Raw genomic sequence first — 25,681 nt, 5'->3', positions numbered from 1 at the left:
TGAGGCGGATGCCGTTCTGCTTCGACACTTGGCCCGCTCTCGCGCCAGAAACGCGAAAGCCGCGCATTTGCGCGGCTTTCAGGTTTGGTGGGCCCACACGGACTTGAACCGTGGACCAAAGGATTATGAGTCCTCTGCTCTAACCAACTGAGCTATAGGCCCTCAGTAGGTCGCGGATTATAGCGACGGTTTCTCGGCTGTGCTATCCGAATAATCCGATACGGTTACACGAAGAAACGTCGCGGCGAATTCTTCCGGTGGTAGCGGCAGGCTGACGATGTAGCCCTGGATCTGTTCGCAGCCTTCGGCGGCGAGAAATTGTTGTTGTGCCTGGGTTTCCACGCCCTCGGCGATGACCGTGAATTGCATGCTCCGCCCGAGTGCGATGATGGCCCGGACAATCGCCGCATCGTGGGGGTCGTCGGGCAGTCCGCGAACGAATGACTGGTCGATCTTGAGGATGTCCAGCGGCAGGCGTTTGAGGTAACTGAGCGAAGAATATCCGGTGCCAAAGTCATCGATCGCCAGTTGCACGCCGAGGTGTTTGAGCTGGTGCAACACCGCCAGCGCCTCTTCGGCCTGACTCATGATGAAATTCTCGGTAATTTCCAGTTGCAGTAAGTCTGGCTGGAGGCGGTTGTCCTTGAGCAGTTGTTCGATGCGTCCGAGCAGATTCGGCTGACGCAGCTGTGCGCCGGCGAGGTTCACCGACAGCGGGCCGAGGCTGTCGTAGATCTGATTCCATTCGAACATTTGCCGGCACGCGGTCTCGAGCACCCAATCACCGATCTGCAGGATCATGCCGTTTTCTTCGGCCAGCGGAATGAAGTGCTCTGGCGGTACTTCGCCGAAAGTCGGGTGACGCCAACGGATCAACGCTTCGGCACCGACCAGACGATGGTCATCGAGGCTGATTTTCGGTTGGTAGTAGAGGAACAGTTCGTCACGCTCAATGGCGCGGCGCAATTCGTGTTCCAGCGCTATGCGCTCGCTGGCCTGGGCCGTGAGGTCGCGGGTGTAGCTTTCGACACGATTGCGGCCCTTGGCCTTGGAGCGGTACATCGCCGCGTCGGCGTTTTTCACCAGTGTGGCGACGTCGTTGCCGTCCCGAGGATAGAGACTGGTGCCGATGCTGGCGCTGATGAAAAACTCATGCTCGCCCGCCTGGAACGGTGCACCGAAGCAGTTGAGCAGTTTGGTGGCGATGTTATCCGCGTCGCTGGCCTGTTGCAGGCCGGGTAACAGAATGATGAATTCGTCGCCGCCCAGGCGCGCCACGGTATCGATGTCGCGCAGTTGCTCTTTCAGGCGCACGGCGATGCCCTTGAGCAGCAGGTCGCCGACCGGATGGCCGAGGCTGTCGTTGATATGTTTGAAACGGTCGAGATCGAGAAACAGCACGGCACCCTGTCCGCCGTTTTCCTGCTGACTGTTCAACGCCATCAACAAACGGTTTTCGAACAGCGTGCGGTTCGGCAGACCGGTAAGTGGGTCGTGGTGCGCCTGATAGTCGAGCTTGGCTTGTGCATGCTTGAGGCTGGAAATGTCGGCAAACACCGCGACAAAGTGAGTAATGAACTTGTCGCGATTGCGTACGGCACTGATGGTCAGCCAGCTCGGGTACAACTCGCCGTTCTTGCGCCGGTTGGAGATCTCGCCTTGCCAGTGTCCTTCGTCGGTCAATTGGTGCCACATTGCCGCGTAGAACGCGCTGTCGTGCAGGCCGGAGGCAAGCAGGCGCGGTGTATGCCCGAGCGCTTCGCTTTCGCTGTAGCCGGTGATTTCGGTGAAGGCGCGGTTGACTGCGCTGATGTGCTGTTGGGTGTCGGTGATCAGCACGCCCTCGGCGGTGCTTTCGAACACGGTGGCGGCCTGTTGCAGTTTTTCCTGCATCAGATGGCGCTCGGTGATGTCGCGGGCGATGGTCAGCATGCAGTCTTCTTCACCGATCGGCAGCGGACGGCTGGACACTTCGCAGAGGCGAATCTGCCCGTCACTGCGACGGATATGGCAGGTGAAGTCACGCACGAAGCCATCGCGATGCAACAGGTCGAGCATCTGTTTGCGCTCGTTGAGGTTCACCCAGATGCCCAAATCCAGCGCCGAGCGATCCACCGACATGGCGCTATTGAAACCGGTGATGCGGCTGAAACCTTCGTTGACCTCCAGCAGCAGGCCATCGCTCTGGCGTGACAACAACAAACCATCCGGCGAGGCATGGAAGGCTTTGGCGAACTTCTCTTCGGAGGTTTGCAGTTGCTGCTGGGTTTCCTTGAGCTGAGTGATATCACGCACGACGACGACCAGGGCTGGCGTTGTGTCCAGATCGAAGGGTTCGGCGGAAATCAGACCAGTAAACAGTTGGCCGTTGTTGCGGCGAAAAGGCATCTCCAGATTGCGAATACTGCCCGCCTGCAAACGTTGCAGCAGTCCCGGACCGACGCCGGGAATTCCCCAGATATTCAGGTCGGTGGCCGTTTGCCCAAGCACTTCCTCGGCTTTCAGCCCGATCTGTTCTTCAAATGCCTCATTGACCTCCAGCAGGCAACCATCGGACAGCCGTGCAATGACCAGGATGTCCGGGCACTGCTGGAAGACCGAAGCGAATTTTTGCTCCGAGAGCCGCAGCGCCTCTTCTGTGCGCTTGATTTCGCTGATGTCGATCATCAAACCACGCATCACCGGCTCGTGACCATGTTCGATCAGACTGACGATGTCGCGTACCCACAAACAGCGGCCATCCGCGGTGATCACGCGATAATCGACGATGTGATCGCGACCCTCGCGCAGTGCTTCTTTGCAGTAACTCTGCGTACGGGTCAGATCGGCCGGGTGAATGATGTTGTGCCAGAAACCGGGGATCAGCCAGTGCGATTGTGGATAGCCGAGCAAGTCTTCGGCGTGGGGCGAGACATAGCTGTAGGTGAAGTCGCTCATCCGCGCTTCCCAGGCGATGGCCGACAGGCTCTCGACCAGGCCGCGGTAGTGATACTCGCTGCTGCGCAGTTCCTGTTCGAGGTCGATGCGTCGGGCGATTTCCGAGCTCAGGCGTCGGTTGATGCGGATCACCACGGCGAGGATCGTCACCAGCAGCAACAGCCCGGGCAAGCCGTAGATCAGCAGGTCCGACCAGAATGTCCGATGATCAAGGACGTTGCCGACCCAATGCTCCTGAATGCTGCTGATTTCATCAGGGCTCATGTCCGCGAGGACTTTGTCGAGAATCCCCACCAATACCTTGTTGTCGCGGGGTACGGCCATCGCCAGTTGGTAGCGATATGGGGTTTCGCCGCTGACGTACAGGCCGTCGAGCTTGAGCTGGCGCAGGCTCCAGACGCTGGACGCGAGGTCACCGACAACGGCGTCCACTTCGTCGGTCGCCAGCGCCTGCAATGCCGAGCTGACATTGGGCATGGCGACCAGATTCAGATCGGGGTGGTGAGTGCGCAGCAGTTCGTGGGGCGCGTAGTTCTCCACTACGGCGATCTTCAAACCGTACAGGTCGTCGAGCTTGCGTGGTTGCGCGCCGCCGATATGGGCAAGGATGACAATCGGGAAATCAAGATAAGGGCGGGTGAACGACAGGTAGGTCTGGCGCTCCGGGGTGGACATGATGCCGGGCAGGAGGTCGATCTTGCCCGATTTGACCTGTTCGAGCACCACCGTCCAGCTCACCGGTTCGATGGGCGTCAATTTGATCGCCAAGCGTTGGCGAATCACGTCGATATAGTCCGCCGCCAGGCCCTGATAACGGTTCTGGTCATCGCGAAATTCAAAGGGCGGCCACGACGCATCGACACCCAGGCGCAAGTCCGGGTGAGCCGCCAGCCAGCTACGTTCTTCATCGGTCAGAGTCAGCGCGTCAGCCGTTGCGGTCCAGATCATCAGTGACAGCAAAAAAAGCACGGACGCCAATCTGGGCATAACGCTCTCGTTATGGCTCGGGGATGATTGTTTCGAGTGTAGACGGGGTATGCGGGGGAGGGGCGTTGCGAAGGATTTAATCTGCCATATAAACAAAACCCCCGGCCTGGGCCGGGGGTTCTGGTATCACTCGTCGAGGAAGGAGCGCAGATGCTCGCTTCGCGTCGGGTGGCGCAGCTTGCGCAGCGCCTTGGCTTCGATCTGACGGATCCGCTCACGCGTTACGTCAAACTGTTTGCCCACTTCTTCGAGTGTATGGTCGGTGTTCATGTCGATACCGAAACGCATGCGCAGTACTTTGGCTTCACGGGCAGTGAGGCCGGACAGCACTTCGCGAGTCGCTTCTTTCAGGCTCTCAACAGTGGCGACATCGATTGGCGACTGCATCGTCGAGTCTTCGATGAAGTCACCCAGATGGGAGTCTTCGTCATCACCGATCGGGGTTTCCATGGAGATCGGCTCTTTAGCGATCTTCAATACCTTACGGATCTTGTCCTCAGGCATTTCCATGCGTTCGCCCAGCTCTTCCGGGGTCGGTTCGCGACCCATTTCCTGCAACATCTGCCGGGAAATGCGGTTGAGCTTGTTGATCGTCTCGATCATGTGCACCGGAATACGGATGGTGCGGGCCTGGTCGGCGATCGAGCGAGTGATCGCCTGACGGATCCACCAGGTGGCATAAGTCGAGAACTTGTAACCACGACGGTATTCGAACTTGTCCACCGCTTTCATCAGACCGATGTTGCCTTCCTGGATCAGATCGAGGAATTGCAGGCCGCGGTTGGTGTACTTCTTGGCGATCGAGATCACCAGACGCAGGTTGGCTTCAACCATCTCTTTCTTCGCGCGGCGGGCCTTGGCCTCACCGATCGACATGCGACGGTTGATGTCCTTGATTTCTGCGATGGTCAGACCGGTTTCGGTTTCCAGCGCGATCAGTTTCTGCTGGCAACGAATGATATCCGGCTGCACGCGACCGATGGCTTCGGCGTACTTGCTCTTGCCTTTGGCCAGGGCGTCGGACCAGCTTTCGTCGACCTCGTTGCCGGGGAACTGACGCAGGAAATCAGCGCGTGGCATACGTGCATCACGTACGCACAGTTGCATGATCGCGCGCTCTTGCTGACGCAGACGATCCAGGGCACCACGAACACGCTCGACCAGGCCTTCGAATTGCTTCGGTACCAGTTTGATCGGCATGAACAGCTCGGCCAGTGCCAGCAACTCGGCAATCGCTGCCTTGTTGTTGCGACCGTGCTTTTTCAGCGCCTTGCGGGTGATTTCCATCTGGTCAGCCACGGCGCCAAAGCGCTGGGCAGCGATGACCGGATCCGGACCGCTTTCGGCTTCTTCTTCGTCATCGGAAGATTCGGCTTCATCGTCATCGGTTTCGTCGTCGGCCTTCGCCGCTTTCGCTTCGACCGGTGGCGGCACCTCGGCAGGCGGCGCAATGCCGTCGTCCGGGTCGATATAACCGCTCAGGACGTCGGACAGGCGACCACCTTCGGTGGTGACGCGAGTGTACTCGGAGAGAATGTGGTCAACCGTGCCAGGGAAGTGCGCGATTGCGCTCATCACTTCACGGATGCCCTCTTCGATACGCTTGGCGATTTCGATTTCGCCTTCACGAGTCAGAAGCTCGACCGTACCCATTTCACGCATGTACATGCGCACTGGGTCAGTGGTGCGACCGATATCGGTCTCCACCGCGGCCAACGCAGCCGCTGCTTCTTCCGCAGCGGCCTCGTCGGTATCGGCGTCGGCCAACATAAGGGCGTCCGCATCCGGAGCACTCTCGTGTACGGGGATCCCCATGTCGTTAATCATGCGGATGATGTCTTCCACCTGCTCTGGATCTGAAATATCCTCGGGCAGGTGGTCGTTGACCTCGGCGTAAGTCAGATACTTCTGCTCACGACCCAGTTTGATCAACTCAATAATACGAGACTGCTGTTGCGCTTTTCCGGACATAACACCCTATCCACTGAAGGTCTTGGCGGGCAAAAAACAAGCCGAGGATTATACCTGAGCTATGACCTCACGCGCCAGTTGAGGTCGGGTTTGATGCGGAAACATTGCGACTTAAAAGGTCGCGCAGTTGATTTTTCTCTTCAACGCTCAGTTCGCTTTGACGCGCTTTCCTGAGCAACTGTTCCAGATTTCGCTCGCGTTGGCGGGCTGACAAGCTAGTAATGGTGTCGAAAAACTGTTGTTCAAGGTTATCTCCGTCAATCAGCCATTCCTTTTCTGCCAGTGCCTTGAGCAAGCGTCCCTGTTCAGTGCCGTGCCATCGCGCGATCAACTGAAATGAGTTTAGCTTGGGATTCTTCTGTACAGCTTCGAGCAGCGCCACAAGTAACTGGGCGTTGGTCTGATTCTCGTCCGCTATGTGCCCGGCATCTTCGACGCGCTCGGCCAATTGCGGGTGATGGAGCAGTGTGCGCAGGGCGGTCAGGGTCGGCGACTCGACGCCAATCGGCGTGCGCGGGCGTTGCTGATCGCGATCACCGCCACGCTTGCCGTTTTTGTCCCAGGGCTTCTTGTCCCACTTTTTGCCGCCAGCGCCGGGTTTCTTCGGCGTCCACTCCTGCTGCGGCACATACATGTCCTGTGCCTGCGGCTGATGGTAGTCGCTGTAGTCCGGCATTGCGTCGTAATCGATGCCCGGATCGTAGGCGGGCGGCGCTTCCTGCGGCGCACTTTGTGCGAGTTGGCTGACGGTTTCACTGCTCAGGCCGGTAATTTCGCTCAGGCGTTGACGCATCAGGATGCGCAGGTTGGCGCCCGGCACTTTGTCGATCAACGGTGCGGCAAGGGTGGCCATATGGGCCTTGCCTTCGAGCGAACGCGGATCGGCTTCTTCAGTCAGTTGCTGGAAAAAATAGTCCGCCAGCGGTTGAGCATGCTGATTGATCCTTGCTTTGAACGCGTCAGTGCCTTCGGCGCGCACCAGGGTGTCCGGGTCTTCGCCTTCGGGGAGAAACAGGAATCGCGCCCGGCGCCCGTCTTGCAGGCTCGATAGCGTTGCTTCCAGGGCTCGCCACGCAGCGTTGCGGCCGGCTTGGTCACCGTCGAAGCAGAAGAGTACGTTCGGCACTACCCGGAACAGGCGCTTCAAGTGTTCTTCGCTGGTCGCAGTGCCCAGCGTCGCGACGGCATTTTTCAACCCCTGCTGGGCGAGAGCAATGACGTCCATATAGCCTTCGACGACGATGATTTCGTCGAGGTTGCGGTTGTTCTTGCGTGCTTCATAGAGGCCGTAGAGTTCCTGGCCTTTATGAAAAACCGGGGTTTCCGGTGAGTTCAGGTATTTCGGCTTGTCGTCGCCGAGTACGCGGCCGCCGAAAGCGATGATGCGCCCACGGGTATCGCGGATCGGGAACATCACGCGATCGCGGAAGCGGTCATAGCGTTTGCCGGTTTCAGCGTTCTCGATCAGCAGGCCGGCGTCGATCATGGCCTTCTGCTGCAGGGTGTCGCTGCTCAAGTGCTTGAACAGGTTGTCCCAGCCGGGCGGCGCAAAGCCGAGCCCGAAATCCCGGGCGATCTCGCCAGTCAGTCCGCGGCCCTTGAGGTAATCCACTGCGGCTTTGCGCGAAGGATGACTCTTGAGCGCCTGACGATAAAAATCGGCGGCAGCGCTGAGCAGCGGATACAACGGCGAATCGGTCGGCTGGCGCGGTTTGTGCGGGCGACCGCTTTCTTCGCGGGGGATTTCCATGCCGGCGGCTTTCGCCAGATCTTCAACGGCCTGGGGGAAATCCAGGTTGTCGTGATCCATGAGAAAGCCGAGGGCGTTACCGCCGGCACCGCAGCCGAAGCAATAGTAGAACTGCTTGTCGGGGCTGACGCTGAAAGACGGGGTTTTCTCTTTGTGGAACGGGCAACAGGCGGTGTAGTTCTTGCCGGCCTTCTTCAATTGCACGCGCGAACTGACCACGTCGACAATGTCGGTGCGGTTCAGCAGGTCGTCAATGAAGCTCTGGGGAATCAGCCCGGCCATGGCGTTCTCGTCGTCTGCGCTGTAATAAGTCCGATGCGTAAGGCTGGCGGACGCGGGTCATTGTTTGAAGCGCGCAAAATATGCGGCTCGACCGGTGTCGTCTGCGTAATCGCTGTCGGGAATTGTATCTGCCGAAAATCCACTGACGTTAGTACTCATCAGCCTTCGACTATTTGAAAGTGTTGCGCTGAATCCGCTGACGGCCGGTTAAGGGCCTCGGATAGCTCAATAAAGCGGGCACGCATGCAGGTGCCTTGGGCTGATCGTCGTGAGAGGAATCAGTGGGTGTGCTCGTCAGTAGCCTTGAAAGGCTCGTCAGAAAAGACGTGCACCGCTGGCAAAAGAGCCAGGTCTGACGCGTGAAGCAGATTTGTCTCGGTCGCGTGTGCGGCTTCGACGGTGAAGCATCAAGCGTTTTACGCAAATGCCATTAGCCCGGCTGAGAGCCGGGCTTAGGCAAGAAGCTTGCTACGAACGTCTGTGTATTAGTACAGACGAACGGCGCGGCGCTGTTCGCGCTGAACTTTCTTGGCGTGACGCTTAACAGCGGCTGCTGCTTTGCGCTTACGCTCAGAAGTTGGCTTCTCGTAAAATTCGCGGCTACGAACTTCAGCCAGTACACCGGCTTTTTCGCAGGAGCGCTTGAAACGACGCAGAGCTACGTCGAAGGGTTCGTTCTCTTTAACTTTGACGGCTGGCATCCAGAGCTACCTTCATTCATTACCGGGGTCAACATCCTCGCGGCAAAAGAGCACTTGAAGACGTCGGTTTTTAAGGGTTGCGGATGTTAACCCCTCATCGCTCGGAATGCAAAGCCTCTGATCGAAAACCGCTGGTCGGGGCATCACGCGGCGACTATTATGCGCGCCTTCGAATTCAGCCTAAACAAGGCGCAAACCCATGCTAGTACTGGGATTAGAAACCTCCTGCGACGAAACCGGCGTCGCATTATATGACAGTGAACGCGGCTTGCTGGCCGATGCATTGTTCAGCCAGATCGACCTGCACCGCGCCTATGGCGGCGTGGTGCCGGAGCTCGCCTCGCGTGACCACGTCAAACGCATGCTGCCCTTGATTCGTCAGGTGTTGGCCGAGGCTGACTGTGTGCCGACCGAGATCGATGCGATCGCCTATACCGCGGGTCCCGGGCTGGTTGGCGCGTTGCTGGTCGGTGCTTCCTGCGCTCAGGCGCTGGCCTTTGCCTGGGGCATTCCGGCACTCGGAGTGCACCACATGGAAGGGCATTTGCTGGCGCCGATGCTGGAGCCAAAACCGCCGGAGTTCCCGTTCGTCGCTTTGTTGGTCTCCGGAGGTCACACGCAACTGGTTCAGGTCGATGGCATCGGTCAATACAGCCTGCTTGGCGAGACGCTCGACGATGCCGCTGGCGAAGCGTTCGACAAGACTGCAAAGATGATGGGCCTCAATTATCCGGGCGGACCGGAAATCGCCAAGTTGGCGGAGAAGGGCGTCGCCGGACGTTTCACCTTTCCGCGTCCGATGTGTGATCGCCCGGGTCTGCAATTCAGCTTCAGTGGCCTGAAAACCTCTGCACTCAACGCCTGGCAGCAGTGCGTCAGCGCCGGAGACGACAACGAGCAAGCCCGTTGCGACATCGCGCTGGCGTTCCAGCAGGCCGTGGTGGAGACTTTGACCATCAAGTGCAAGCGAGCCCTGAAACAGGCGGGCATGAAGCGTCTGGTGATCGCTGGCGGCGTCAGTGCCAACAAGGCCTTGCGTGTTTCGCTGGAGAAGATGCTCGGCGACATGAAGGGCGATGTGTTTTACGCCCGCCCGGAGTTCTGCACCGACAATGGCGCAATGATCGCGTTCGCCGGTTGCCAGCGCTTGCAGGCCGGTCAGCAGGAAAGTCTGGCGATCAGCGTGCAGGCGCGCTGGCCGATGGAGCAATTGTCGCCGCTGTGATGAGAGGCGCTCACGGGCGCCATTTAAAAATGCCGTTCGCGCCCGGCAAACAGGTCGCGTAGATTGCCGCGGTGGCGCCAGACGATCAGCAGTGTCAGCGCGCTCATTGGCAACAGCGCCTCCGGTTCCTGCCAGGCCAGCAACGGCAGGGTCAGCGGCGTGGCAATCAGCGCGGCCAGCGAGCTGGTACGGGTCAGGTAGAACGTCAGCAGCCAGGCGCACACGGCCAACAGCGCAGCGGGCGGATACAGGCCCAGCAACATGCCGGCGGCGGTGGCAACACCTTTGCCGCCACGGAAGCGGAAATACAGCGGGAACAGGTGACCGATCACGGCATACACGCCGATCCAGGCTTGATCCTGCAACGAAAGGCCCGCAGCCGAGGCGATCAGCACCGGCACCAGGCCTTTGCACAGATCACCCAGCAGGGTCAGGATCGCCAGTTTGCGACCGGCCAGGCGCAGCATGTTGGTGGCACCGGCATTGCCCGAGCCACTCATTCGCGGATCCGGGTTACCGGTCAGGCGGCTGAGCAAAATGGCGAAGGACAGCGAGCCGAGCAGGTAGGCGAAAGTCGCCAGTAACCAAAACATGCTAACTATTCCGGGCGAGGACGCCCTGATTCTAACGGCGCATTGCGCCCTTGTCGTGCAGCGGAGAGAAGTGCTTGGACAGAGTGTTTATCGAGGGCCTGGAAGTCGACACCGTGATCGGTGCCTACGACTGGGAGCGCGGCATCCGACAGTGCCTGCGACTTGATCTGAGCTTCGCCTGGGACAATCGCCCGGCCGCCGCCGGTGATGACCTGACCCTGGCGCTTGACTACGCCAGCGTGTCCAGCCGAATTCAGGCGTTTGCCGAGCAGGCGCAGTTCCAGCTGGTCGAAACGTTCGCCGAGCGCCTTGTCGAGGTGCTGATGAATGAATTCAAGATTACTTGGGTTCGTCTGAAGTTGACCAAGCCAGGCGCCGTACCGGCTGCCAAAGGTGGCGTGGGTGTGGAGATCGAGCGCGGATGTCGCTGACTCAGGTCTACCTCGGGCTCGGTAGCAATATCGAGCGCGAAACCCATTTGCGCGCCGGGCTCGATGCTTTGGCGACGTTTCTGGTGGATATCCGCTGTTCGGCGGTGTTCGAGAGCGCACCTGTGGGGATCAAGAGCGGGCCGTTCTTCAACTTCGTGGTGTCGGCGTATACCGATCTGCCGTTGATGGAGCTGGACCGACGCTTGAAATTCATCGAGGCGGATAATGGCCGTTATGCGCCGGATCGCAAGGGGTTGCCGCTGGATATCGACGTGCTGCTGTATGGCGATCTGGTGGGGAATTTCGACGGTCTGGTTTTGCCGCGGGCCGAGATTCTGAAAAACGCGTTTGTGCTGTGGCCGTTGTCGCTGATTGCACCGGATCGCGTGCATCCCGGTGTGGGAAAAAGCTTCGCCACGTTGTGGGCTGAGGCGCAGATTGATCAGGTGCTGGCGCCGGTGGCGTTCGAATGGCGGGGTGAGCAACTCACGCCTGAGAACCTTTAAAGCAAAAGATCGCAGCCTGCGGCAGCTCCTACAGGAGAAACATAATCCCGTGTAGGAGCTGCCGCAGGCTGCGATTTTTTGATCTTGCTTCAAGCGTTCTCTTTGTAGGCTTTCAGCGCTTTTAGCCGTTCACGCTTGAGCGCTTCGCCCAGTTCCGGCCCTTTGAATCCCTTCTCCAGCAACGGTTGCACCGCAACTTCCCGCGCTGCCTTTGCCGCACCGCGCAAGTAATCCGCCTGTGGGTAACTTCTCTGCTCCAGCCCTTTACGGCCTCGGGCGTCCATTTCGCATGCGGCGATAAATTCTTCAAAGCGCTGCGGCCGGCGATACACGTCAAAACTCTGCAACAACTCCAGTAACGTCGAAGCCTTCAGCTCCAGGGCGCGGTGCCCGTGGGTGTGGTACTTGCCAACCAGCAACGCCAATTCCTGGCAATCCTTCGGCGCCTTGAAGCGCTCGTTGACCGCTTTGATCAGCTTCAACCCCGTGTGCTCATGGGCGATATGTCGTGGCCATTGATCTTCCGGGGTCAAGCCTTTGCCAAGGTCGTGCAAGAGGCAAGCCCAACGAACCGTCAGCGGTTGTTTGTGCAGCGCCGATTGCTCCAAAACGCTCAGCGTGTGCAGGCCGGTATCGATTTCCGGGTGATGCGCTTCCGGCTGTGGCACACCAAAAAGTGCGTCGACTTCCGGCATCAATACCTTCAACGCGCCACAGTCGCGAAGCACCTGAATGAACACCTGCGGCTGTTCTTCCAACAGTGCACGGGAGATTTCTTTCCAGCTGCGTTCGGCGGTCAGCGCCTCCAGTTCTCCGGATTCGCTGAGCTGTCGCATCAGTTCGAGCGTTTCGGGTGCCACGGTGAAACCGAGTCCGGCATAACGCGCAGCGAATCGGGCTACGCGCAAGACACGGAGGGGATCCTCGGCGAACGCCGGAGATACATGGCGCAGAATTCGGGCTTGAAGATCGCGCTGGCCATGGTACGGATCAGTCAGATTGTGCTGATCGTCCTCGGCCATGGCGTTGATGGTCAGGTCGCGACGAATCAGGTCTTCTTCGAGCGTCACTTCAGGGCTGGCGTGAAAGGTGAAGCCGCCGTAACCGCGACCGCTCTTGCGTTCGGTGCGGGCGAGGGCATATTCCTCGCCGCTTTTTGGGTGAAGAAACACCGGAAAATCTGCGCCGACCGGGCGGTATCCCTGGGCGAGCATTTCTTCCGTGGTAGCGCCGACCACCACCCAATCGATGTCAGTAACCGGTTTGCCCAGCAAGCGATCACGTACTGCGCCGCCAACCTTGAAAATCTGCATAAAAAACCTCCGTTAGCCCGACAGGATAACCCTTGCGTCGGACTTTCGGAGGCCGGAAGCGGATCAAAGATGAATGACGGCCAGATCCAGTCGACCGTAATCCCCTTCGCTGTGTTCACTGCGTGGCGGAACGTGATGGGTTTTCATGATCTGGTCGCCTTGCAGGGTTTCCAGATGAATGTCGAAGCCCCACAGGCGATGCAAGTGTTTGAGCACTTCTTCGGTGGAGTCGCCCAATGGTTTGCGGTCGTGCTGTTGGTGACGCAAGGTCAGTGAGCGATCACCGCGTCGATCGATGCTGTAGATCTGCACGTTCGGCTCACGATTGCCGAGGTTGTACTGCGCAGCAAGGGTTTCGCGAATGATCCGGTAGCCGGGTTCGTCATGAATCGCAGGTACCAACAAGTCGTCCTTCTGATCGTCATCCATGATGCTGAACAGTTTCAGGTCACGGATCACCTTTGGCGACAGATACTGCAGGATGAAACTCTCATCCTTGAAGCTGCTCATGGCGAATTTGATGGTCGACAGCCAGTCACTCCCGGCAATTTCCGGGAACCAGTGACGATCTTCTTCGGTAGGTTCTTCACACATGCGCCGGATGTCCCGATACATCGCGAAGCCCAGCGCGTAGGGGTTGATCCCGTTGTAGTAGGGGCTGTCGAAACCCGGTTGAAACACCACGCTGGTGTGCGACGTCAGGAACTCCATCATGAAGCCATCGGTGACCAGCCCTTCATCGTAGAGGTCGTTCATCAGCGTGTAGTGCCAGAACGTCGCCCAGCCTTCGTTCATCACCTGGGTCTGACGTTGTGGATAGAAATACTGAGCGATCTTGCGCACGATCCGCACGATTTCACGCTGCCACGGCTCCAGCAACGGCGCATGTTTCTCGATGAAATACAGGATGTTTTCCTGCGGCTCGGCCGGGAAACGCGCGTTGTCCCTGTCGCTGTACTTGTCTGCGCCTTTGGGAATGGTGCGCCACAGATCGTTGATCTGTTTCTGCAGGTGTTCTTCGCGATCTTTCTGCCGCCGGCGCTCCTCTTCGGCGGAAATTGGATACGGACGTTTGTAGCGATCGACGCCGTAGTTCATCAACGCATGGCAGGAGTCGAGCAGGTCTTCCACTGCATCGATGCCATGGCGCTCTTCACACTGCATGATGTACTGCTTGGCGAACACCAGGTAATCGATGATCGAACTCGCGTCGGTCCAGGTGCGGAACAGGTAATTGCCCTTGAAGAAGCTGTTGTGGCCGTAGCACGCGTGCGCCACCACCAGCGCTTGCATGCAGATGGTGTTTTCCTCCATCAGATAGGCAATGCACGGATCGGAGTTGATCACGATTTCGTAGGCCAGGCCCATCTGCCCACGGCTGTAGGATTTTTCGGTGCTGAGAAAATGTTTACCGTAAGACCAGTGGTGATAGCCCAGCGGCATGCCCACCGAGGCGTACGCGTCCATCATCTGCTCGGCGGTGATCACTTCGATCTGGTTGGGGTAGGTATCCAGCGCATAGCGGGCCGCGATCCGGGCAATTTCGCGGTCGTAGGTCTGGATCAGCTCGAACGTCCATTCGGAGCCGGTGGAAATGGGTTGGCGCTTCTGCTCTTTGGCGGTCATGTCACTAACCTGCGCTGGAAGAGTTCACGGAAGACCGGATAGATATCCCCGGCCGAGACCAGTTGCTGCTGGGCAAAAGTGTCAGAGAAAGCTTCGGCGATGCGTTCGTACTCGTACCACAAGGCCTGATGTTCGCGCGGGGTGATCTCCACGTAAGTGTAGTACTGCACAAACGGCATGATCTGGTTGATCAGAATGTCACGGCAGATCGGCGAATCATCGTTCCAGTTGTCGCCGTCGGAAGCCTGCGCCGCGTAGATGTTCCATTCATTGCTCGGATAGCGCTCGGCCATGATCTCCTGCATCAGCTTCAGGGCGCTGGAAACGATGGTACCGCCGGTTTCTCGTGAGTAGAAAAACTCCTCTTCATCGACTTCCCGGGCACTGGTGTGATGGCGGATGAACACCACGTCGATCTTGTCGTAGTTCCGTTTCAGGAACAGGTACAACAGGATGAAAAAGCGTTTGGCAATGTCCTTGGTCGCCTGGGTCATGGAGCCGGAGACGTCCATCAGGCAGAACATCACCGCTTTAGAGCTGGGGTTGGGCTGTTTGATCAGCAGGTTGTACTTCAAGTCGAATGTATCGAGAAACGGTACGCGATGAATGCGCGCGCTGAGTTTTTCGATTTCCGCCTCGAGTTCCTGAATATCGCCGAAGTTGTCCGGCTCTTCGCGTCTCAGCCGTTCAAGTTCTTCTTTGACTTCGCGCAGTTTCGCCCGGCTGCTGCCGGATAGAGCGATACGCCGTGCGTGCGCCGAGCGCAAGGTGCGGATGATGTTGATGCGTGACGGGTTGCCTTCGTTGCTGATCCCGGCGCGCACGGTTTTAAAGGTGTCGGTGCCGCTGAGGTTGCGTTTGACCAGGTTCGGCAGCTCAAGGTCTTCGAACATGAATTCGAGAAATTCTTCCTGGGTGATCTGGAAGACAAACTCGTCCATGCCCTCGCCGGAATTGCCGGCCTTGCCCGGGCCGCGTCCGCCGCCACCTCCCGGCGGGCGGGCGATATGTTCGCCAGCGGTGAATTCCTTGTTGCCGGGATGAACCACGGTCTGCTTACCGCCACGGCCGTGGTGAAGCACCGGTTCGTCGATATCGCGACCGGGAATACTGATCTGCTCACCGTGCTCCATATCGGTAATGGAACGCCGGCTGACCGCCTCTTCGACAGCCTTCTTGATGTGGTCACGGTAACGCCGCAGAAAACGCTGGCGGTTCACCGTGCTCTTGTTCTTGCCATTGAGACGTCGGTCGATCACATAACTCATAGGAAGCCCTCCGGGCAGCTTCAAGTTGTGAGCTTCAAGCTGCAAGTAAAAGCAGGTTCCCGGGCATCAGTGGGTTACGCGCTTTGTTCTTGCAGCTTGTAGCTAGAAGCTTGCAGCTGCTTCACTGCGACTTCCGTACCCGCAGGTACCATTCGGAAAGAAGCCGTACCTGTTTGTCGGTGTAGCCGCGTTCGACCATTCGAGTGACGAAGTCGTTGTGCTTTTGCTGATCCTCTTTGCTGGCCTTGGCATTGAAGCTGATGACTGGCAGCAGATCTTCGGTGTTCGAGAACATTTTCTTCTCGATGACCACCCGCAGTTTTTCGTAGCTGAGCCAGGTCGGATTCTTGCCGTTGTTGTTGGCCCGGGCGCGCAGGACGAAGTTGACGATTTCATTGCGGAAATCCTTCGGATTGCTGATGCCGGCCGGTTTTTCGATTTTCTCCAGTTCTTCGTTCAGGGCGACGCGGTTGAGGATCTCGCCGGTTTCCGGATCGCGGTATTCCTGATCCTGAATCCAGAAGTCCGCGTAGAGCACGTAGCGGTCGAAGATGTTCTGGCCGTACTCGCTGTAAGACTCGAGGTACGCGGTCTGGATCTCCTTGCCGATGAATTCGATATAACGCGGTGCCAGGTATTCCTTCAGATAGCGCAGATAGCGCTCGCGGGTTTCGGCCTGGAATTGTTCCTGTTCGATCTGTTGCTCAAGTACGTAGAGCAGGTGCACCGGGTTGGCGGCGATTTCATGCGGATCGAAGTTGAACACCTTGGAGAGAATCTTGAAGGCGAAGCGGGTCGACAGACCGTTCATGCCTTCATCGACACCGGCTGAGTCGCGGTATTCCTGAATCGACTTGGCCTTCGGATCGGTGTCTTTGAGGTTTTCGCCGTCGTAGACGCGCATTTTCGAATAGATGTTAGAGTTTTCCGGCTCCTTGAGGCGTGACAGCACAGTGAACTGCGCGAGCATTTTCAAGGTGTCCGGCGCGCAATGCGCCTTGGCCAGGGAGCTGTTGAACAGCAATTTGTCGTAGATCTTCACCTCGTCACTGACGCGCAGGCAGTACGGCACTTTGACGATGTAGATCCGGTCGATGAACGCTTCGTTGTTCTTGTTGTTGCGGAAGGTGTGCCATTCCGATTCGTTGGAGTGGGCGAGCAGGATCCCGGTGAACGGAATCGCGCCGAGACCTTCGGTACTGTTGTAGTTGCCTTCCTGAGTCGCGGTCAGCAACGGGTGCAGCACCTTGATCGGTGCCTTGAACATCTCGACGAATTCCATCAGGCCCTGGTTGGCCCGGCACAGCGCACCGGAATAGCTGTAAGCGTCGGCGTCGTTCTGTGGGTATTCCTCGAGTTTGCGGATGTCGACCTTACCGACCAGCGCCGAGATGTCCTGGTTGTTCTCGTCACCCGGTTCGGTTTTGGCCACGGCGATCTGGTTGAGGATCGACGGGTACAGCTTGACCACGCGGAACTGGCTGATATCGCCGCCGAACTCGGCCAGGCGTTTGGTGGCCCATGGCGACATGATGGTGTTCAGGTAGCGCCGTGGAATGCCGAAGTCTTCCTCGAGGATCGCGCCATCTTCGGTGGCGTTGAACAGACCCAGTGGCGATTCGAATACCGGCGAGCCCTTGATCGCATAGAAGGGCACTTTTTCAATCAGTTGTTTCAGCTTCTCGGCCAGCGACGATTTACCACCGCCGACAGGGCCGAGCAGATAGAGGATTTGTTTCTTCTCTTCCAGGCCTTGGGCGGCATGGCGGAAATACGAGACGATCTGGTCGATGCATTCTTCCATCCCGTGGAAGTCTTCAAAGGCCGGATAGCGGCGGATCACCTTGTTGGAGAAGATGCGTGACAGCCTCGAATTGGTCGAGGTGTCGAGCAGTTCCGGTTCGCCGATGGCCAGCAATAGACGCTCGGCAGCGGAAACGTAGGCGCTACGGTCTTTCTTGCACAGCTCCAGGTACTCTTGCAGCGAGAGTTCTTCCTGGCGTGTGGACTCGAAGCGTTGTTGGAAGTGGCTAAAGATACTCATGACGTCACCTCGCTCGATACGTGGAGCCGACGCCGGATCACTCAGTCGATGCTGGCAAGCAGCCGCAGTAGCAGCTGATTGTTTACCCCCCAGAACACTTTCACGATCGACAATCGTGAAAGTCACTCCCGATGACCCGTGCGCCGGTGTACCGGCTCTCCCCTGATTTGGATGGCCTGGGCTTAAGGATAGTTGGGAATTCGGGAGGTAAAGGCGAGATACGTAATTAGTTGTGGCAAGACCGTTCGTCTGCCCGCGCAGGCCCACGGCAGCCGGGGCCTGCGCGTGACAAAAAAATTATTCGGCGGTGCCTTGGGCCGTTTCCGCAGGATAAGTCGTACGCCACAACTCAAAGCCACCGTCCATGCTGTAGACGTCGGAGAAGCCTTGGCTGATCAGGTACGCCGCTGCGCCCTGGCTGGAATTGCCGTGATAGCAGACGACCACGGTCGGTGCATCAAGGTCGGCGCCTTGAATAAAGGCGTGCAGCGAATGATTGTCCAGATGCTTCGAGCCGCTGATGTGCAGGGCGGCAAAAGTCGCCGGGTCGCGCACGTCGACCACGACAGCACCTTGTTCACGCAGGGCCTGGGCCTGTTCCGGGGGGATTCGTTTGAATTCGCTCATGGCGGGTTCCTGTTGCTCGGCTGAAAGCGCAGTCTAACGCGGGACGCTGACTGGCGAAGTTTCGGAGATAAGTGGTGCGACGGTCGGGGCGAGGCCGCCATGTTCATCGCATTTGCACGACAGGCGTTCACCGCTGTCGACGTTCATCAGGGTCAGGCTGCCGCCCCAGACACAACCGGTATCCAGCGCCGAAATACCCGGTTCATGGATATTGCCCTCGAGTGCCGCCCAGTGGCCGAAGATGATGCGCAAGCCTTTGGTCTTGCGGTCCCGGTGCTGGAACCACGGTTTGTAGCCGGGCGGGGCGGTGTCGAGGCCTTCCTTGCTCTTGAGGTCGAGCTTGCCTTCGGCGGTGCAGAAGCGCATCCGCGTGAAATAGTTGGTGATGACGCGCAGACGGGCTACGCCCTTGAGGTCGTTGTCCCACTTCGCCGGCTCGTTGCCGTACATGCCGTCGAGGTAGGCAGGCAACATGTTGTCGTCACGCAGGGCGGTCTCGACTTCGTCTGCGCACTTCAAGGCCCGGCGCAGCGACCACTGGGGTGGAATGCCAGCGTGGACCATGGCGACATCGCGCTGCTCGTCGTAGTGCATGAGCTTTTGTTGCCGCACCCACTCCAGCAGTTCGGCGCTGTCCGGCGCTTCGAGAATCTCGCGCAGGGTATCGGACTTCTTCAGGCGCTCGATGTTTCTAGCCGCAGCCAGCAGGTGCAGGTCGTGATTGCCCAGAACGCAGACCAGCGACTCGCGCATGCCATATAGAAAGCGCAGGGTTTCCAGCGATTGCGGGCCACGGTTGACCAGATCGCCGACCAGCCACAGACGATCGAGTGTCGGGTCGAATGCCACTTGCTTGAGCAGGCACTTGAGCGGTTCGAGGCAGCCTTGCAGGTCGCCGACGGCATACGTCGTCATCAGTGCAAGGCTCCGGGCACCGCCAGACGGAAAGGTTTGATGATGGCGTCGAAATGTTTGCCATCGTCGGCAACCATTTCGTAGGTGCCCTGCATGGTGCCGACCTTGGTGGTCATCACTGTGCCGCTGCTGTAAGTGTGGCTCTGGCCGGCATCAATCAACGGTTGCTGACCGACCACGCCTGCACCGCGCACTTCTTCGACATGGCCGTCACCGTCGGTGATTACCCAATGCCGCGACATCAGGCGTGCGGGTTGCTCGCCATTGTTCTGCACGGTGATGGTGTAGGCGAAGGCGAAGCGGTCGTGCTCGGGTTGCGATTGGTCTGCCAGATAGCGGGTAACGACGCTGACATCGACCTGGTAACGGGAATCGGACATGCAAGAGGCCTTAAACGAAGCGGAACGCGGGGCGTAGCTGATGGGGAGTCAGTCTAGGCAAGTATCGGGCAGTAAACCAGAGTGGCGTCCTGCCCGATAGCGTTCATCGTTTATCAGTCAGCGGCGGGGGAGGCCGGAACCTGAATGGCGAGCTGGTCGGCGAGGCGTACGAACGCGGCCAGATCCAGTTGCTCCGGACGCAGGCTGCCGTCGACGCCGGCGGCTTCGATTTCAGCGTTGCTGAGCAATTGCTTGAGGGTGTTGCGCAAGGTTTTGCGGCGTTGGTTGAACGCTTCGCGCACCACGCGCTCCAGCAGCTTGTGATCCTTGGCCGGGTGCGGCAGTACGGCGTGAGGCACCAGACGGACGATCGCCGAGTCGACTTTCGGCGGAGGATTGAACGCGCCCGGGCCAACGTTGAACAGGTGCTCTACACGGCAGTGGTACTGAACCATGATCGACAGGCGACCCCAGTCACCGCCACCCGGGCCTGCGGCCAGACGCTCGACCACTTCTTTCTGCAGCATGAAGTGCATGTCGCGAATGATGCCGGCGTTGTTCAGCAGGTGAAAAATCAGCGGCGTGGAAATGTTGTACGGCAGGTTGCCGACCACTCGCAGGCTGTTCGGCGCCGCATTGAGCGTGTTGAAGTCGAACTTCAGCGCATCGCCCTGATGCAGGTTGAAATTGCTCTTGCCGGCAAGCTGCTGGTTGAGGATCGGGATCAGGTCCTTGTCCAGTTCCACCACGTCGAGTTGCGCGCCGGAACTGAGCAGGCCGGCGGTCAATGCGCCCTGGCCCGGGCCGATTTCCAGCAGGCGATCTTCAGACTTGGCGCTGATGGAGCGCAGGATGCGGTCAATAACGCCGGCATCGTGCAGGAAGTTCTGGCCAAAGCGTTTGCGCGCCTTGTGTTGGTATTGCTCGGTCATAAACGGGTCTCGGCCATCTGGTAGGCGGTTTCCAGGGCGACTTGCAGGCTGCCGGTGTCGATCTTGCCGCTGCCGGCCAGATCCAGGGCGGTGCCGTGGTCGACCGACGTGCGGATGATCGGCAGACCCAGGGTCACGTTGACGGCAGCGCCGAAGCCTTTGTACTTGAGCACAGGCAGGCCCTGGTCGTGGTACATCGCCAGCACTGCGTCGCAGTGCTCCAGATATTTGGGGGTAAACAGAGTGTCGGCAGGCAGCGGGCCACGAAGGTCCATGCCCTCGCCGCGCAGGCGCTCTAATGTCGGTTCAATGATGTCGATTTCTTCATGGCCCAGGTGGCCGCCTTCACCGGCGTGCGGGTTGAGCCCGCAGACCAGGATGCGTGGCTGGGCGATGCCGAATTTGTGTTGCAGGTCGCTGTACAGAATCCGCGTCACGCGCTCCAGCCGTTCTGGTGTGATCGCGTCGGCAATCTCGCGCAGGGGCAGGTCAGTGGTGACCAGTGCCACGCGCAAACCACGCGTGGCGAGCATCATCACCACTTGGGCGGTATGAGTCAGGTCGGCGAGGAATTCCGTGTGCCCGGAAAAGGCGATGCCTGACTCGTTGATCACGCCCTTGTGCACAGGGGCGGTGATCATCCCGGCGAAGTCGCCGTTGAGGCAACCGTTGCCGGCGCGGGTCAGGGTTTCGAGGACGAACGCAGCGTTGGCCTTGTCCAGTTGCCCGGCAACCACGGGGGCGCTGAGCGGCGTATCCCAGACATACAGGCTGTTGGCGGGCGCCGGAGCGTCCGGCCAGTGATCAGGCGCAACATCCAGCAAAGTGACAGCCAGCCCCAGCTGCGCGGCCCGCTCAAGGAGCAAGTCGCGGCTGGTGATGGCAATCAGGGGATGTGGCTGGGCTTGCGAGGCGAGCAGCAGGCACAGGTCGGGACCGATGCCGGCTGGTTCGCCGGGTGTCAGCGCGAAACGCTGGGGTTTCACTGCGCTGCCTGGTCTGCACCAGGGAGTTTGATCTCTACGTACGCTTCGTCACGGATCTGACGCAGCCAGGTTTGCAGCTCTTCGTCGTATTTGCGGTTACGCAGTACGGTCATGGCTTGCTGCTCACGGGCCTGTTCAGTGCTGTCGGTGGCGCGACGGCCAAGGACTTCGAGAACGTGCCAGCCATATTGGGTCTGGAACGGCTTGGACAGCTGACCTTGTGGGGTCTTGGCCATCACTTCGCGGAATTCCGGAACCAGTGCGTTCGGGTCGATCCAGTTCAGGTCGCCGCCGTTAAGCGCCGAGCCTGGGTCTTCGGAGTAACTTTTGGCCAGAGTGGCGAAATCTTCGCCGGCCAGAATGCGCTCGTACAAGGATTGAACCAGCGCCTTGGTCTTCGCTTCATCGCGAATCGGGCTCGGCTTGACCAGAATGTGACGTACATGCACTTCATCGCGCATCTGCGCTTCGCCACCGCGTTTTGCCAGCAGCTTGAGGATGATGAAGCCACCCGGTGTGCGGGCAGGTTGAGTGATGTCGCCGACGGCCATGCTGCTCAACTCGCGGTCGAACGGCGGTGGCAGTTGCGCGGCTTTACGCCAGCCCATGTCGCCGCCTTCCAGCGCGTTGTCGCTGCCGGATTTGGCAACGGCCATCTGGCCGAAGTCAGCGCCTTGCTTGAGCTGCTGGTAAACCTCCATGGCCTGACGGGCTGCACTTTGAATGGCTTCAGAGTTGGCGCTTTCCGGCGTCGGGATCAGGATGTTGGCCAGGTGCAGTTCTTCGGACAGTTGCATTTTGCCCAGGTCGGAGGCGAGGAAGTTTTTCACTTCCTGTTCGGAAACCTGAATGCGTTCTGCCACGCGACGCTGACGCACACGGCTGATGACCATCTCGCGCTTGATCTGCTCACGGGCGTCGTCATAGTTCAGACCGTCGCGAGCCAGGGCGGAGCGGAACTGCTCAACAGTCATGTTGTTGCGCTGAGCAATGGTGCCGACCGCCTGGTTCAGCTCTTCGTCAGTGATGCGGATGCCAGAGCGTTCGCCAATCTGCAGTTGCAGGTTTTCGACGATCAGGCGCTCGAGCACCTGTTGATCCAGTACGCCAGGAGGCGGCAGGCCACCGCCACGCTTGGCGATGGTCTGTTGAACTTCGTGGACACGTTGGTCCAGTTGGCTCTGCATGACCACGTCGTTGTCGACGATCGCTACCACTTTGTCGATGGATTGAACTGCGGCGTTAGCCGCAGTACCCAGGAACAGCGCGCCCAGCATCAGCGGGCGCAGACAATCAGAAAGCTTGGTCTTCACGTTCACGATAACCTTGAATGCCTTTGTCGAGGAAGCTCTCTACCTTGGCGCCGGTGAGGCCGCCGAGTCCCTTCAGAACAATTTGGAGGAAGACGCCATGGTCGCCTTTTTCGTTTTGCGGAGCATCCTGGCTGAACTCGTCATAGGAAACCCAGTAACGGTTGATCAGGCGCAACTTCCAGCAGCAGTTGTCGTACTCGAAACCACCGAAGGCTTCCAGGGTACGGTTGCGGTTGTAGTCGTACTGCCAGCGGCTGATCGCGTTCCACTGCGGAACGATCGGCCAGATGACCGAGAAGTCATGCTGCTGGATCTTGTAGTAGTCCTTCACATAGCCAGCTGTGCCAGGTGTGCCGTAGTCGCCACCCATCTGCCACTTGCCCGTTGTCTGGTCGTAGCGGATCTGGTCGTTGCGATAGCGATAGCCGGCGTTGATAACCTTGTTCGGGTTGTCTTCAGGCTGATAGTGGAACATCGCACTGCCGGAACGCGGGCTGCGGCTGTCCGGATCCCAGTTGTAGTCGGCAGTGGTGCGCCAGTCGCGGTTCCAGCGATATTCGTATTCAAGCGCATACGGAGACACATTGGAGTGCGCGTCGTCACGGGTTTTCGCGTCGATACCTGGCAGTTGAACTTCACGATCCTTGAAGTACAGGGCCTGGCCGACACTGATGCGTTGACGCTCGAACCCGTCGTCTTCGATCCAGCGGCTGGTCACGCCCAGCGACAGTTTGTTCTCGTCGCCGACACGGTCGGAGCCTGCGAAGCGGTTATCACGGAACAGCGACGCATAGTTGAAGGTGTATTCGCTGGTGTCGAACACCGGGATATCGTTCTGGTCTTTCTCGGGTACATAGAGATAGAACAGGCGCGGTTCCAGGGTCTGGCGATAGTTCTTGCCGAAGAACGACGTGTTGCGGTCGAAGTACAGGCCGCTGTCGATACTTGCGATCGGGACGCCACGGTTTTGCGAGCTGCTGTACTTCTCACCCAGCGCCGAAGCGCCGTTGCGGTTAGTCACCAGGTCGTCTTTACCTTGTCCGTCGAGATCCAGATCGTACTGGGTGTACTGATACTTGAGCGATGGCTTCAGGAAGCCATAGGTCCAGTTCATCGGCAGGCTGACACCCGGTTTCAGGTTCAAACGATCGCCGTTGGCGCGAGCCAGGCCTGCTACGTTGGTATCAAGGCGCGATGATGAATTGCCATTTTCATCGATGAAATTGCCGGTTTTCAGATCACGATCAAACCGCACCAACTCGGTCTCGTAATCGAAGTCCAGGCCTTGCGGATGATACGGCAGCTGACCATTGAAGGTGATCTGCGGCAGGCGGCCATACGGCGTGATGCTCGCAACGGTCGCCAATTGGTACTGCTGGGCATTCAAGCGAGCGGTGTAGCTGTCACCCCGATAGCTGATCGAACCTTGCTGGTTCACGAAGTCGCTGGACTTCACGCCAATCTGATCGGTCTGCAGATCCTGGAAGTAATACGGATCGCTGATCTTGGTGTAGTCGACTTCAGTGAACACACGGGAGTCGAGACCGCCCTTGTGCTGCCAGTTGTACATGTAGCGGGTTTTTTCGTAGTCGGTCTGCTTGCTGCGCTCGGTATCGTCATCGTTCAGATACGCGGCACCGAACTGACCTTCACTCGACTTGGTCAGGTAACGGAATTCGCCTTCCACCAGCATGCCGCGCTTGCTCATGTAGCGCGGGTACAACGTGGCGTCGTAGTTCGGCGCCAGGTTGAAGTAGTACGGCGTGACCAGCATGAAGCCGGTGTCGCTGCCGCTGCCGATGGTCGGCGGCAGGAAGCCCGACTGACGACGGTCGTCGATCGGGAAATAGATGTACGGCGTGTACAGAATCGGAATGTCTTTAACGCGCAACGTCACGTTGGTCGCGGTACCGAAACCGGTGGCCGGGTTCAAGGTGATGTTGTTGCCCTTGAGCTGCCAGGCATTGCTGTTCGGTTCGCACGTGGTGTACGTGCCGTCCTTCAAGCGAATGATCGCGTTCTCGGCACGTTTGGCGTACAGCGCATTACCGCGGATACGCGATTTGTGCATCACGTATTCGGCGTTGTCGACTTTCGCTTCACCAGTGTCGAGCTGCACGTCGGCGTGGTCGCCGACGATCAGCGCACCGTTGTCGCGGATGCGTACATCGCCATTGAGTTCGGCGCGGCTCTCGGCCTGATACAGGCTGGCCTCGTCGGATTCGACCTGCATGCTGCCCTGACGCAGAACGACATCGCCGGCCAGCGTACCGACTTGATCATCGGTGTTATAGCGCGAGGCTTTTGCGCCGATAAAGGTCGGTGCATCGCTTTTATTCGTCTTGTCATTCATGCCAGGACGAATCGGTTCGATATAGGCACCAGAGCAGTAAGGCCCGGTCTCGGCCAATTGAGCGGCGGTGAGCTGCTCGCGCGGAACCCAGTCGAGGTGACTGAAGTCTTCGCTACGGGATTTCAGACCGCGGCCCTTGGCTTCGGTGACCAGCGCCGTTTTAGGGGCTGTGTCGGCAACCGAACCGTTCTCGGTCGCGGCTTCGCCGGTAGCGCTGACGGCACTGCCGTCATGCACTGGGCGCGGCGGCAACGCAGCAGCGGTTGATTTGGGCGCACAGGCCCAACCACCCGAAGCCGAGACGGAGCAGTCATACTGCTCGGCGGCAACAACGAATTGACTGGCCAGAGGTTGCATAGCCAGCAGACTGCCGGTTACCAACAACGGAAATTTTTTACGAAACGCGGGGGATTTCAATGCCATCTTATTAGTCCGGGCTTCCTGCGTGCCATCTGCCCGCGGTGTGGGCCGCACGCCTCTCGATGGTCTGAAAAAGATGCTGGATAATAAAGCATGACCCGCTTGACGGCTAGCGCCGTCG

19 protein-coding genes and 1 tRNA gene are annotated in these 25,681 nt (G+C 58.8%); 3 read left to right on the top strand and 17 right to left on the bottom strand.

The genetic code is table 11. The features are described from left to right. Window positions 1-85: 85 nt before the first annotated feature. The 5 genes from ACZZ0A_RS22830 to rpsU form a co-directional block, all read right to left on the bottom strand. A tRNA-Ile gene (locus ACZZ0A_RS22830) sits at window positions 86-162 on the bottom strand. 15 nt (window positions 163-177) lie between these two features. Then, entirely contained in the window at window positions 178-3,924 is a 3,747-nt protein-coding gene (locus tag ACZZ0A_RS22825; RefSeq protein WP_095112714.1) for a bifunctional diguanylate cyclase/phosphodiesterase, read from the bottom strand. A gap of 126 nt (window positions 3,925-4,050) precedes the next feature. Next, window positions 4,051-5,895 carry an RNA polymerase sigma factor RpoD gene (rpoD, locus tag ACZZ0A_RS22820; RefSeq protein ID WP_007949604.1) on the bottom strand — a complete coding sequence of 615 codons (1,845 nt, stop codon included), beginning with the start codon at window positions 5,893-5,895 and terminating at the stop codon, window positions 4,051-4,053. A 67-nt stretch (window positions 5,896-5,962) separates the two neighbouring features. Then, window positions 5,963-7,927: a DNA primase gene (gene dnaG / locus ACZZ0A_RS22815; protein ID WP_007910094.1), complete on the bottom strand. Its 1,965-nt coding sequence runs from the start codon at window positions 7,925-7,927 to the stop codon at window positions 5,963-5,965. A 485-nt stretch (window positions 7,928-8,412) separates the two neighbouring features. Then, the gene (gene rpsU / locus ACZZ0A_RS22810; protein ID WP_002551877.1) at window positions 8,413-8,628 is read right to left on the bottom strand and encodes a 30S ribosomal protein S21; all 216 of its coding nucleotides are present in this window, start codon (window positions 8,626-8,628) and stop codon (window positions 8,413-8,415) included. Between the two features lie 199 nt (window positions 8,629-8,827). Between rpsU and tsaD the strand changes: the two genes are divergently transcribed. After that, complete coding sequence (gene tsaD, locus ACZZ0A_RS22805; RefSeq protein ID WP_007910097.1) at window positions 8,828-9,853, top strand: tRNA (adenosine(37)-N6)-threonylcarbamoyltransferase complex transferase subunit TsaD; 1,026 nt, start codon at window positions 8,828-8,830, stop codon at window positions 9,851-9,853. Window positions 9,854-9,876: 23 nt separating this feature from the next. Here tsaD and plsY read toward each other — a convergent pair whose 3' ends face one another. Continuing rightward, window positions 9,877-10,446 carry a glycerol-3-phosphate 1-O-acyltransferase PlsY gene (plsY, locus tag ACZZ0A_RS22800; protein ID WP_463543760.1) on the bottom strand — a complete coding sequence of 190 codons (570 nt, stop codon included), beginning with the start codon at window positions 10,444-10,446 and terminating at the stop codon, window positions 9,877-9,879. Between the two features lie 74 nt (window positions 10,447-10,520). On the opposite strand from plsY, the gene folB reads away from it, so the two are divergent. Together folB and folK are read left to right on the top strand one after the other, a co-directional pair. Continuing rightward, window positions 10,521-10,877 (top strand): dihydroneopterin aldolase, encoded by a 357-nt coding sequence (folB, locus tag ACZZ0A_RS22795; RefSeq protein WP_007910104.1) that lies wholly within the window; start codon window positions 10,521-10,523, stop codon window positions 10,875-10,877. After that, window positions 10,868-11,383 carry a 2-amino-4-hydroxy-6-hydroxymethyldihydropteridine diphosphokinase gene (gene folK / locus ACZZ0A_RS22790; protein ID WP_007910111.1) on the top strand — a complete coding sequence of 172 codons (516 nt, stop codon included), beginning with the start codon at window positions 10,868-10,870 and terminating at the stop codon, window positions 11,381-11,383. Before folB ends, folK begins: the two co-directional genes overlap by 10 nt. 89 nt (window positions 11,384-11,472) lie before the next feature. Here the strand turns inward: folK and ACZZ0A_RS22785 are convergent, their stop codons facing one another. The 11 genes from ACZZ0A_RS22785 to ACZZ0A_RS22735 form a co-directional block, all read right to left on the bottom strand. Next, on the bottom strand, window positions 11,473-12,696 hold the full coding sequence (locus ACZZ0A_RS22785; RefSeq protein ID WP_095112711.1) for a multifunctional CCA addition/repair protein: 1,224 nt from the start codon (window positions 12,694-12,696) through the stop codon (window positions 11,473-11,475). 63 nt (window positions 12,697-12,759) lie between these two features. Next, complete coding sequence (locus tag ACZZ0A_RS22780) at window positions 12,760-14,322, bottom strand: SpoVR family protein (RefSeq protein WP_007910113.1); 1,563 nt, start codon at window positions 14,320-14,322, stop codon at window positions 12,760-12,762. Continuing rightward, complete coding sequence (locus ACZZ0A_RS22775) at window positions 14,319-15,590, bottom strand: YeaH/YhbH family protein (RefSeq protein ID WP_007910114.1); 1,272 nt, start codon at window positions 15,588-15,590, stop codon at window positions 14,319-14,321. The genes ACZZ0A_RS22780 and ACZZ0A_RS22775 overlap by 4 nt, the downstream gene beginning before the upstream one ends. Before the next feature lie 121 nt (window positions 15,591-15,711). Further along, complete coding sequence (locus ACZZ0A_RS22770; RefSeq protein ID WP_007910115.1) at window positions 15,712-17,634, bottom strand: PrkA family serine protein kinase; 1,923 nt, start codon at window positions 17,632-17,634, stop codon at window positions 15,712-15,714. 297 nt (window positions 17,635-17,931) lie between these two features. Beyond that, window positions 17,932-18,261 (bottom strand): thiosulfate sulfurtransferase GlpE, encoded by a 330-nt coding sequence (gene glpE / locus ACZZ0A_RS22765; RefSeq protein ID WP_016983139.1) that lies wholly within the window; start codon window positions 18,259-18,261, stop codon window positions 17,932-17,934. Between the two features lie 33 nt (window positions 18,262-18,294). Beyond that, window positions 18,295-19,176, bottom strand: coding sequence for a symmetrical bis(5'-nucleosyl)-tetraphosphatase (locus tag ACZZ0A_RS22760; protein ID WP_007910125.1), 882 nt, complete (start codon window positions 19,174-19,176; stop codon window positions 18,295-18,297). After that, a complete protein-coding gene (gene apaG / locus ACZZ0A_RS22755; protein ID WP_007910127.1) occupies window positions 19,176-19,556 on the bottom strand; it encodes a Co2+/Mg2+ efflux protein ApaG in 381 nt (126 codons plus the stop codon). Before apaG ends, ACZZ0A_RS22760 begins: the two co-directional genes overlap by 1 nt. 113 nt (window positions 19,557-19,669) lie before the next feature. Continuing rightward, complete coding sequence (gene rsmA / locus ACZZ0A_RS22750) at window positions 19,670-20,488, bottom strand: 16S rRNA (adenine(1518)-N(6)/adenine(1519)-N(6))-dimethyltransferase RsmA (RefSeq protein ID WP_463543759.1); 819 nt, start codon at window positions 20,486-20,488, stop codon at window positions 19,670-19,672. After that, on the bottom strand, window positions 20,485-21,474 hold the full coding sequence (gene pdxA, locus ACZZ0A_RS22745) for a 4-hydroxythreonine-4-phosphate dehydrogenase PdxA (RefSeq protein ID WP_463543758.1): 990 nt from the start codon (window positions 21,472-21,474) through the stop codon (window positions 20,485-20,487). The genes rsmA and pdxA overlap by 4 nt, the downstream gene beginning before the upstream one ends. Continuing rightward, window positions 21,471-22,787 carry a peptidylprolyl isomerase SurA gene (surA, locus tag ACZZ0A_RS22740; protein ID WP_045121567.1) on the bottom strand — a complete coding sequence of 439 codons (1,317 nt, stop codon included), beginning with the start codon at window positions 22,785-22,787 and terminating at the stop codon, window positions 21,471-21,473. The genes pdxA and surA overlap by 4 nt, the downstream gene beginning before the upstream one ends. Beyond that, complete coding sequence (locus ACZZ0A_RS22735) at window positions 22,768-25,563, bottom strand: LPS-assembly protein LptD (RefSeq protein ID WP_463543757.1); 2,796 nt, start codon at window positions 25,561-25,563, stop codon at window positions 22,768-22,770. The genes surA and ACZZ0A_RS22735 overlap by 20 nt, the downstream gene beginning before the upstream one ends. Window positions 25,564-25,681: the final 118 nt, after the last annotated feature.

The sequence above is a fragment of the Pseudomonas sp. AC242 genome (genome assembly GCF_979258655.1).
The sequence above is the reverse complement of the archived record's forward strand: the minus strand, read 5'-3'. Positions and strand labels throughout refer to the sequence as shown.

Excerpts from the sequence above, each read along its gene's own strand:
- ACZZ0A_RS22825 (WP_095112714.1), bottom strand. The coding sequence starts at position 3,924 with ATGCCCAGATTGGCGTCCGTGCTTTTTTTGCTGTCACTGATGATCTGG.
- rpoD (WP_007949604.1), bottom strand. The coding sequence starts at position 5,895 with ATGTCCGGAAAAGCGCAACAGCAGTCTCGTATTATTGAGTTGATCAAA.
- dnaG (WP_007910094.1), bottom strand. The coding sequence starts at position 7,927 with ATGGCCGGGCTGATTCCCCAGAGCTTCATTGACGACCTGCTGAACCGC.
- rpsU (WP_002551877.1), bottom strand. The coding sequence starts at position 8,628 with ATGCCAGCCGTCAAAGTTAAAGAGAACGAACCCTTCGACGTAGCTCTG.
- tsaD (WP_007910097.1), top strand. The coding sequence starts at position 8,828 with ATGCTAGTACTGGGATTAGAAACCTCCTGCGACGAAACCGGCGTCGCA.
- plsY (WP_463543760.1), bottom strand. The coding sequence starts at position 10,446 with ATGTTTTGGTTACTGGCGACTTTCGCCTACCTGCTCGGCTCGCTGTCC.
- folK (WP_007910111.1), top strand. The coding sequence starts at position 10,868 with ATGTCGCTGACTCAGGTCTACCTCGGGCTCGGTAGCAATATCGAGCGC.
- ACZZ0A_RS22785 (WP_095112711.1), bottom strand. The coding sequence starts at position 12,696 with ATGCAGATTTTCAAGGTTGGCGGCGCAGTACGTGATCGCTTGCTGGGC.
- ACZZ0A_RS22780 (WP_007910113.1), bottom strand. The coding sequence starts at position 14,322 with ATGACCGCCAAAGAGCAGAAGCGCCAACCCATTTCCACCGGCTCCGAA.
- ACZZ0A_RS22775 (WP_007910114.1), bottom strand. The coding sequence starts at position 15,590 with ATGAGTTATGTGATCGACCGACGTCTCAATGGCAAGAACAAGAGCACG.
- ACZZ0A_RS22770 (WP_007910115.1), bottom strand. The coding sequence starts at position 17,634 with ATGAGTATCTTTAGCCACTTCCAACAACGCTTCGAGTCCACACGCCAG.
- glpE (WP_016983139.1), bottom strand. The coding sequence starts at position 18,261 with ATGAGCGAATTCAAACGAATCCCCCCGGAACAGGCCCAGGCCCTGCGT.
- ACZZ0A_RS22760 (WP_007910125.1), bottom strand. The coding sequence starts at position 19,176 with ATGACGACGTATGCCGTCGGCGACCTGCAAGGCTGCCTCGAACCGCTC.
- apaG (WP_007910127.1), bottom strand. The coding sequence starts at position 19,556 with ATGTCCGATTCCCGTTACCAGGTCGATGTCAGCGTCGTTACCCGCTAT.
- rsmA (WP_463543759.1), bottom strand. The coding sequence starts at position 20,488 with ATGACCGAGCAATACCAACACAAGGCGCGCAAACGCTTTGGCCAGAAC.
- ACZZ0A_RS22735 (WP_463543757.1), bottom strand. The coding sequence starts at position 25,563 with ATGGCATTGAAATCCCCCGCGTTTCGTAAAAAATTTCCGTTGTTGGTA.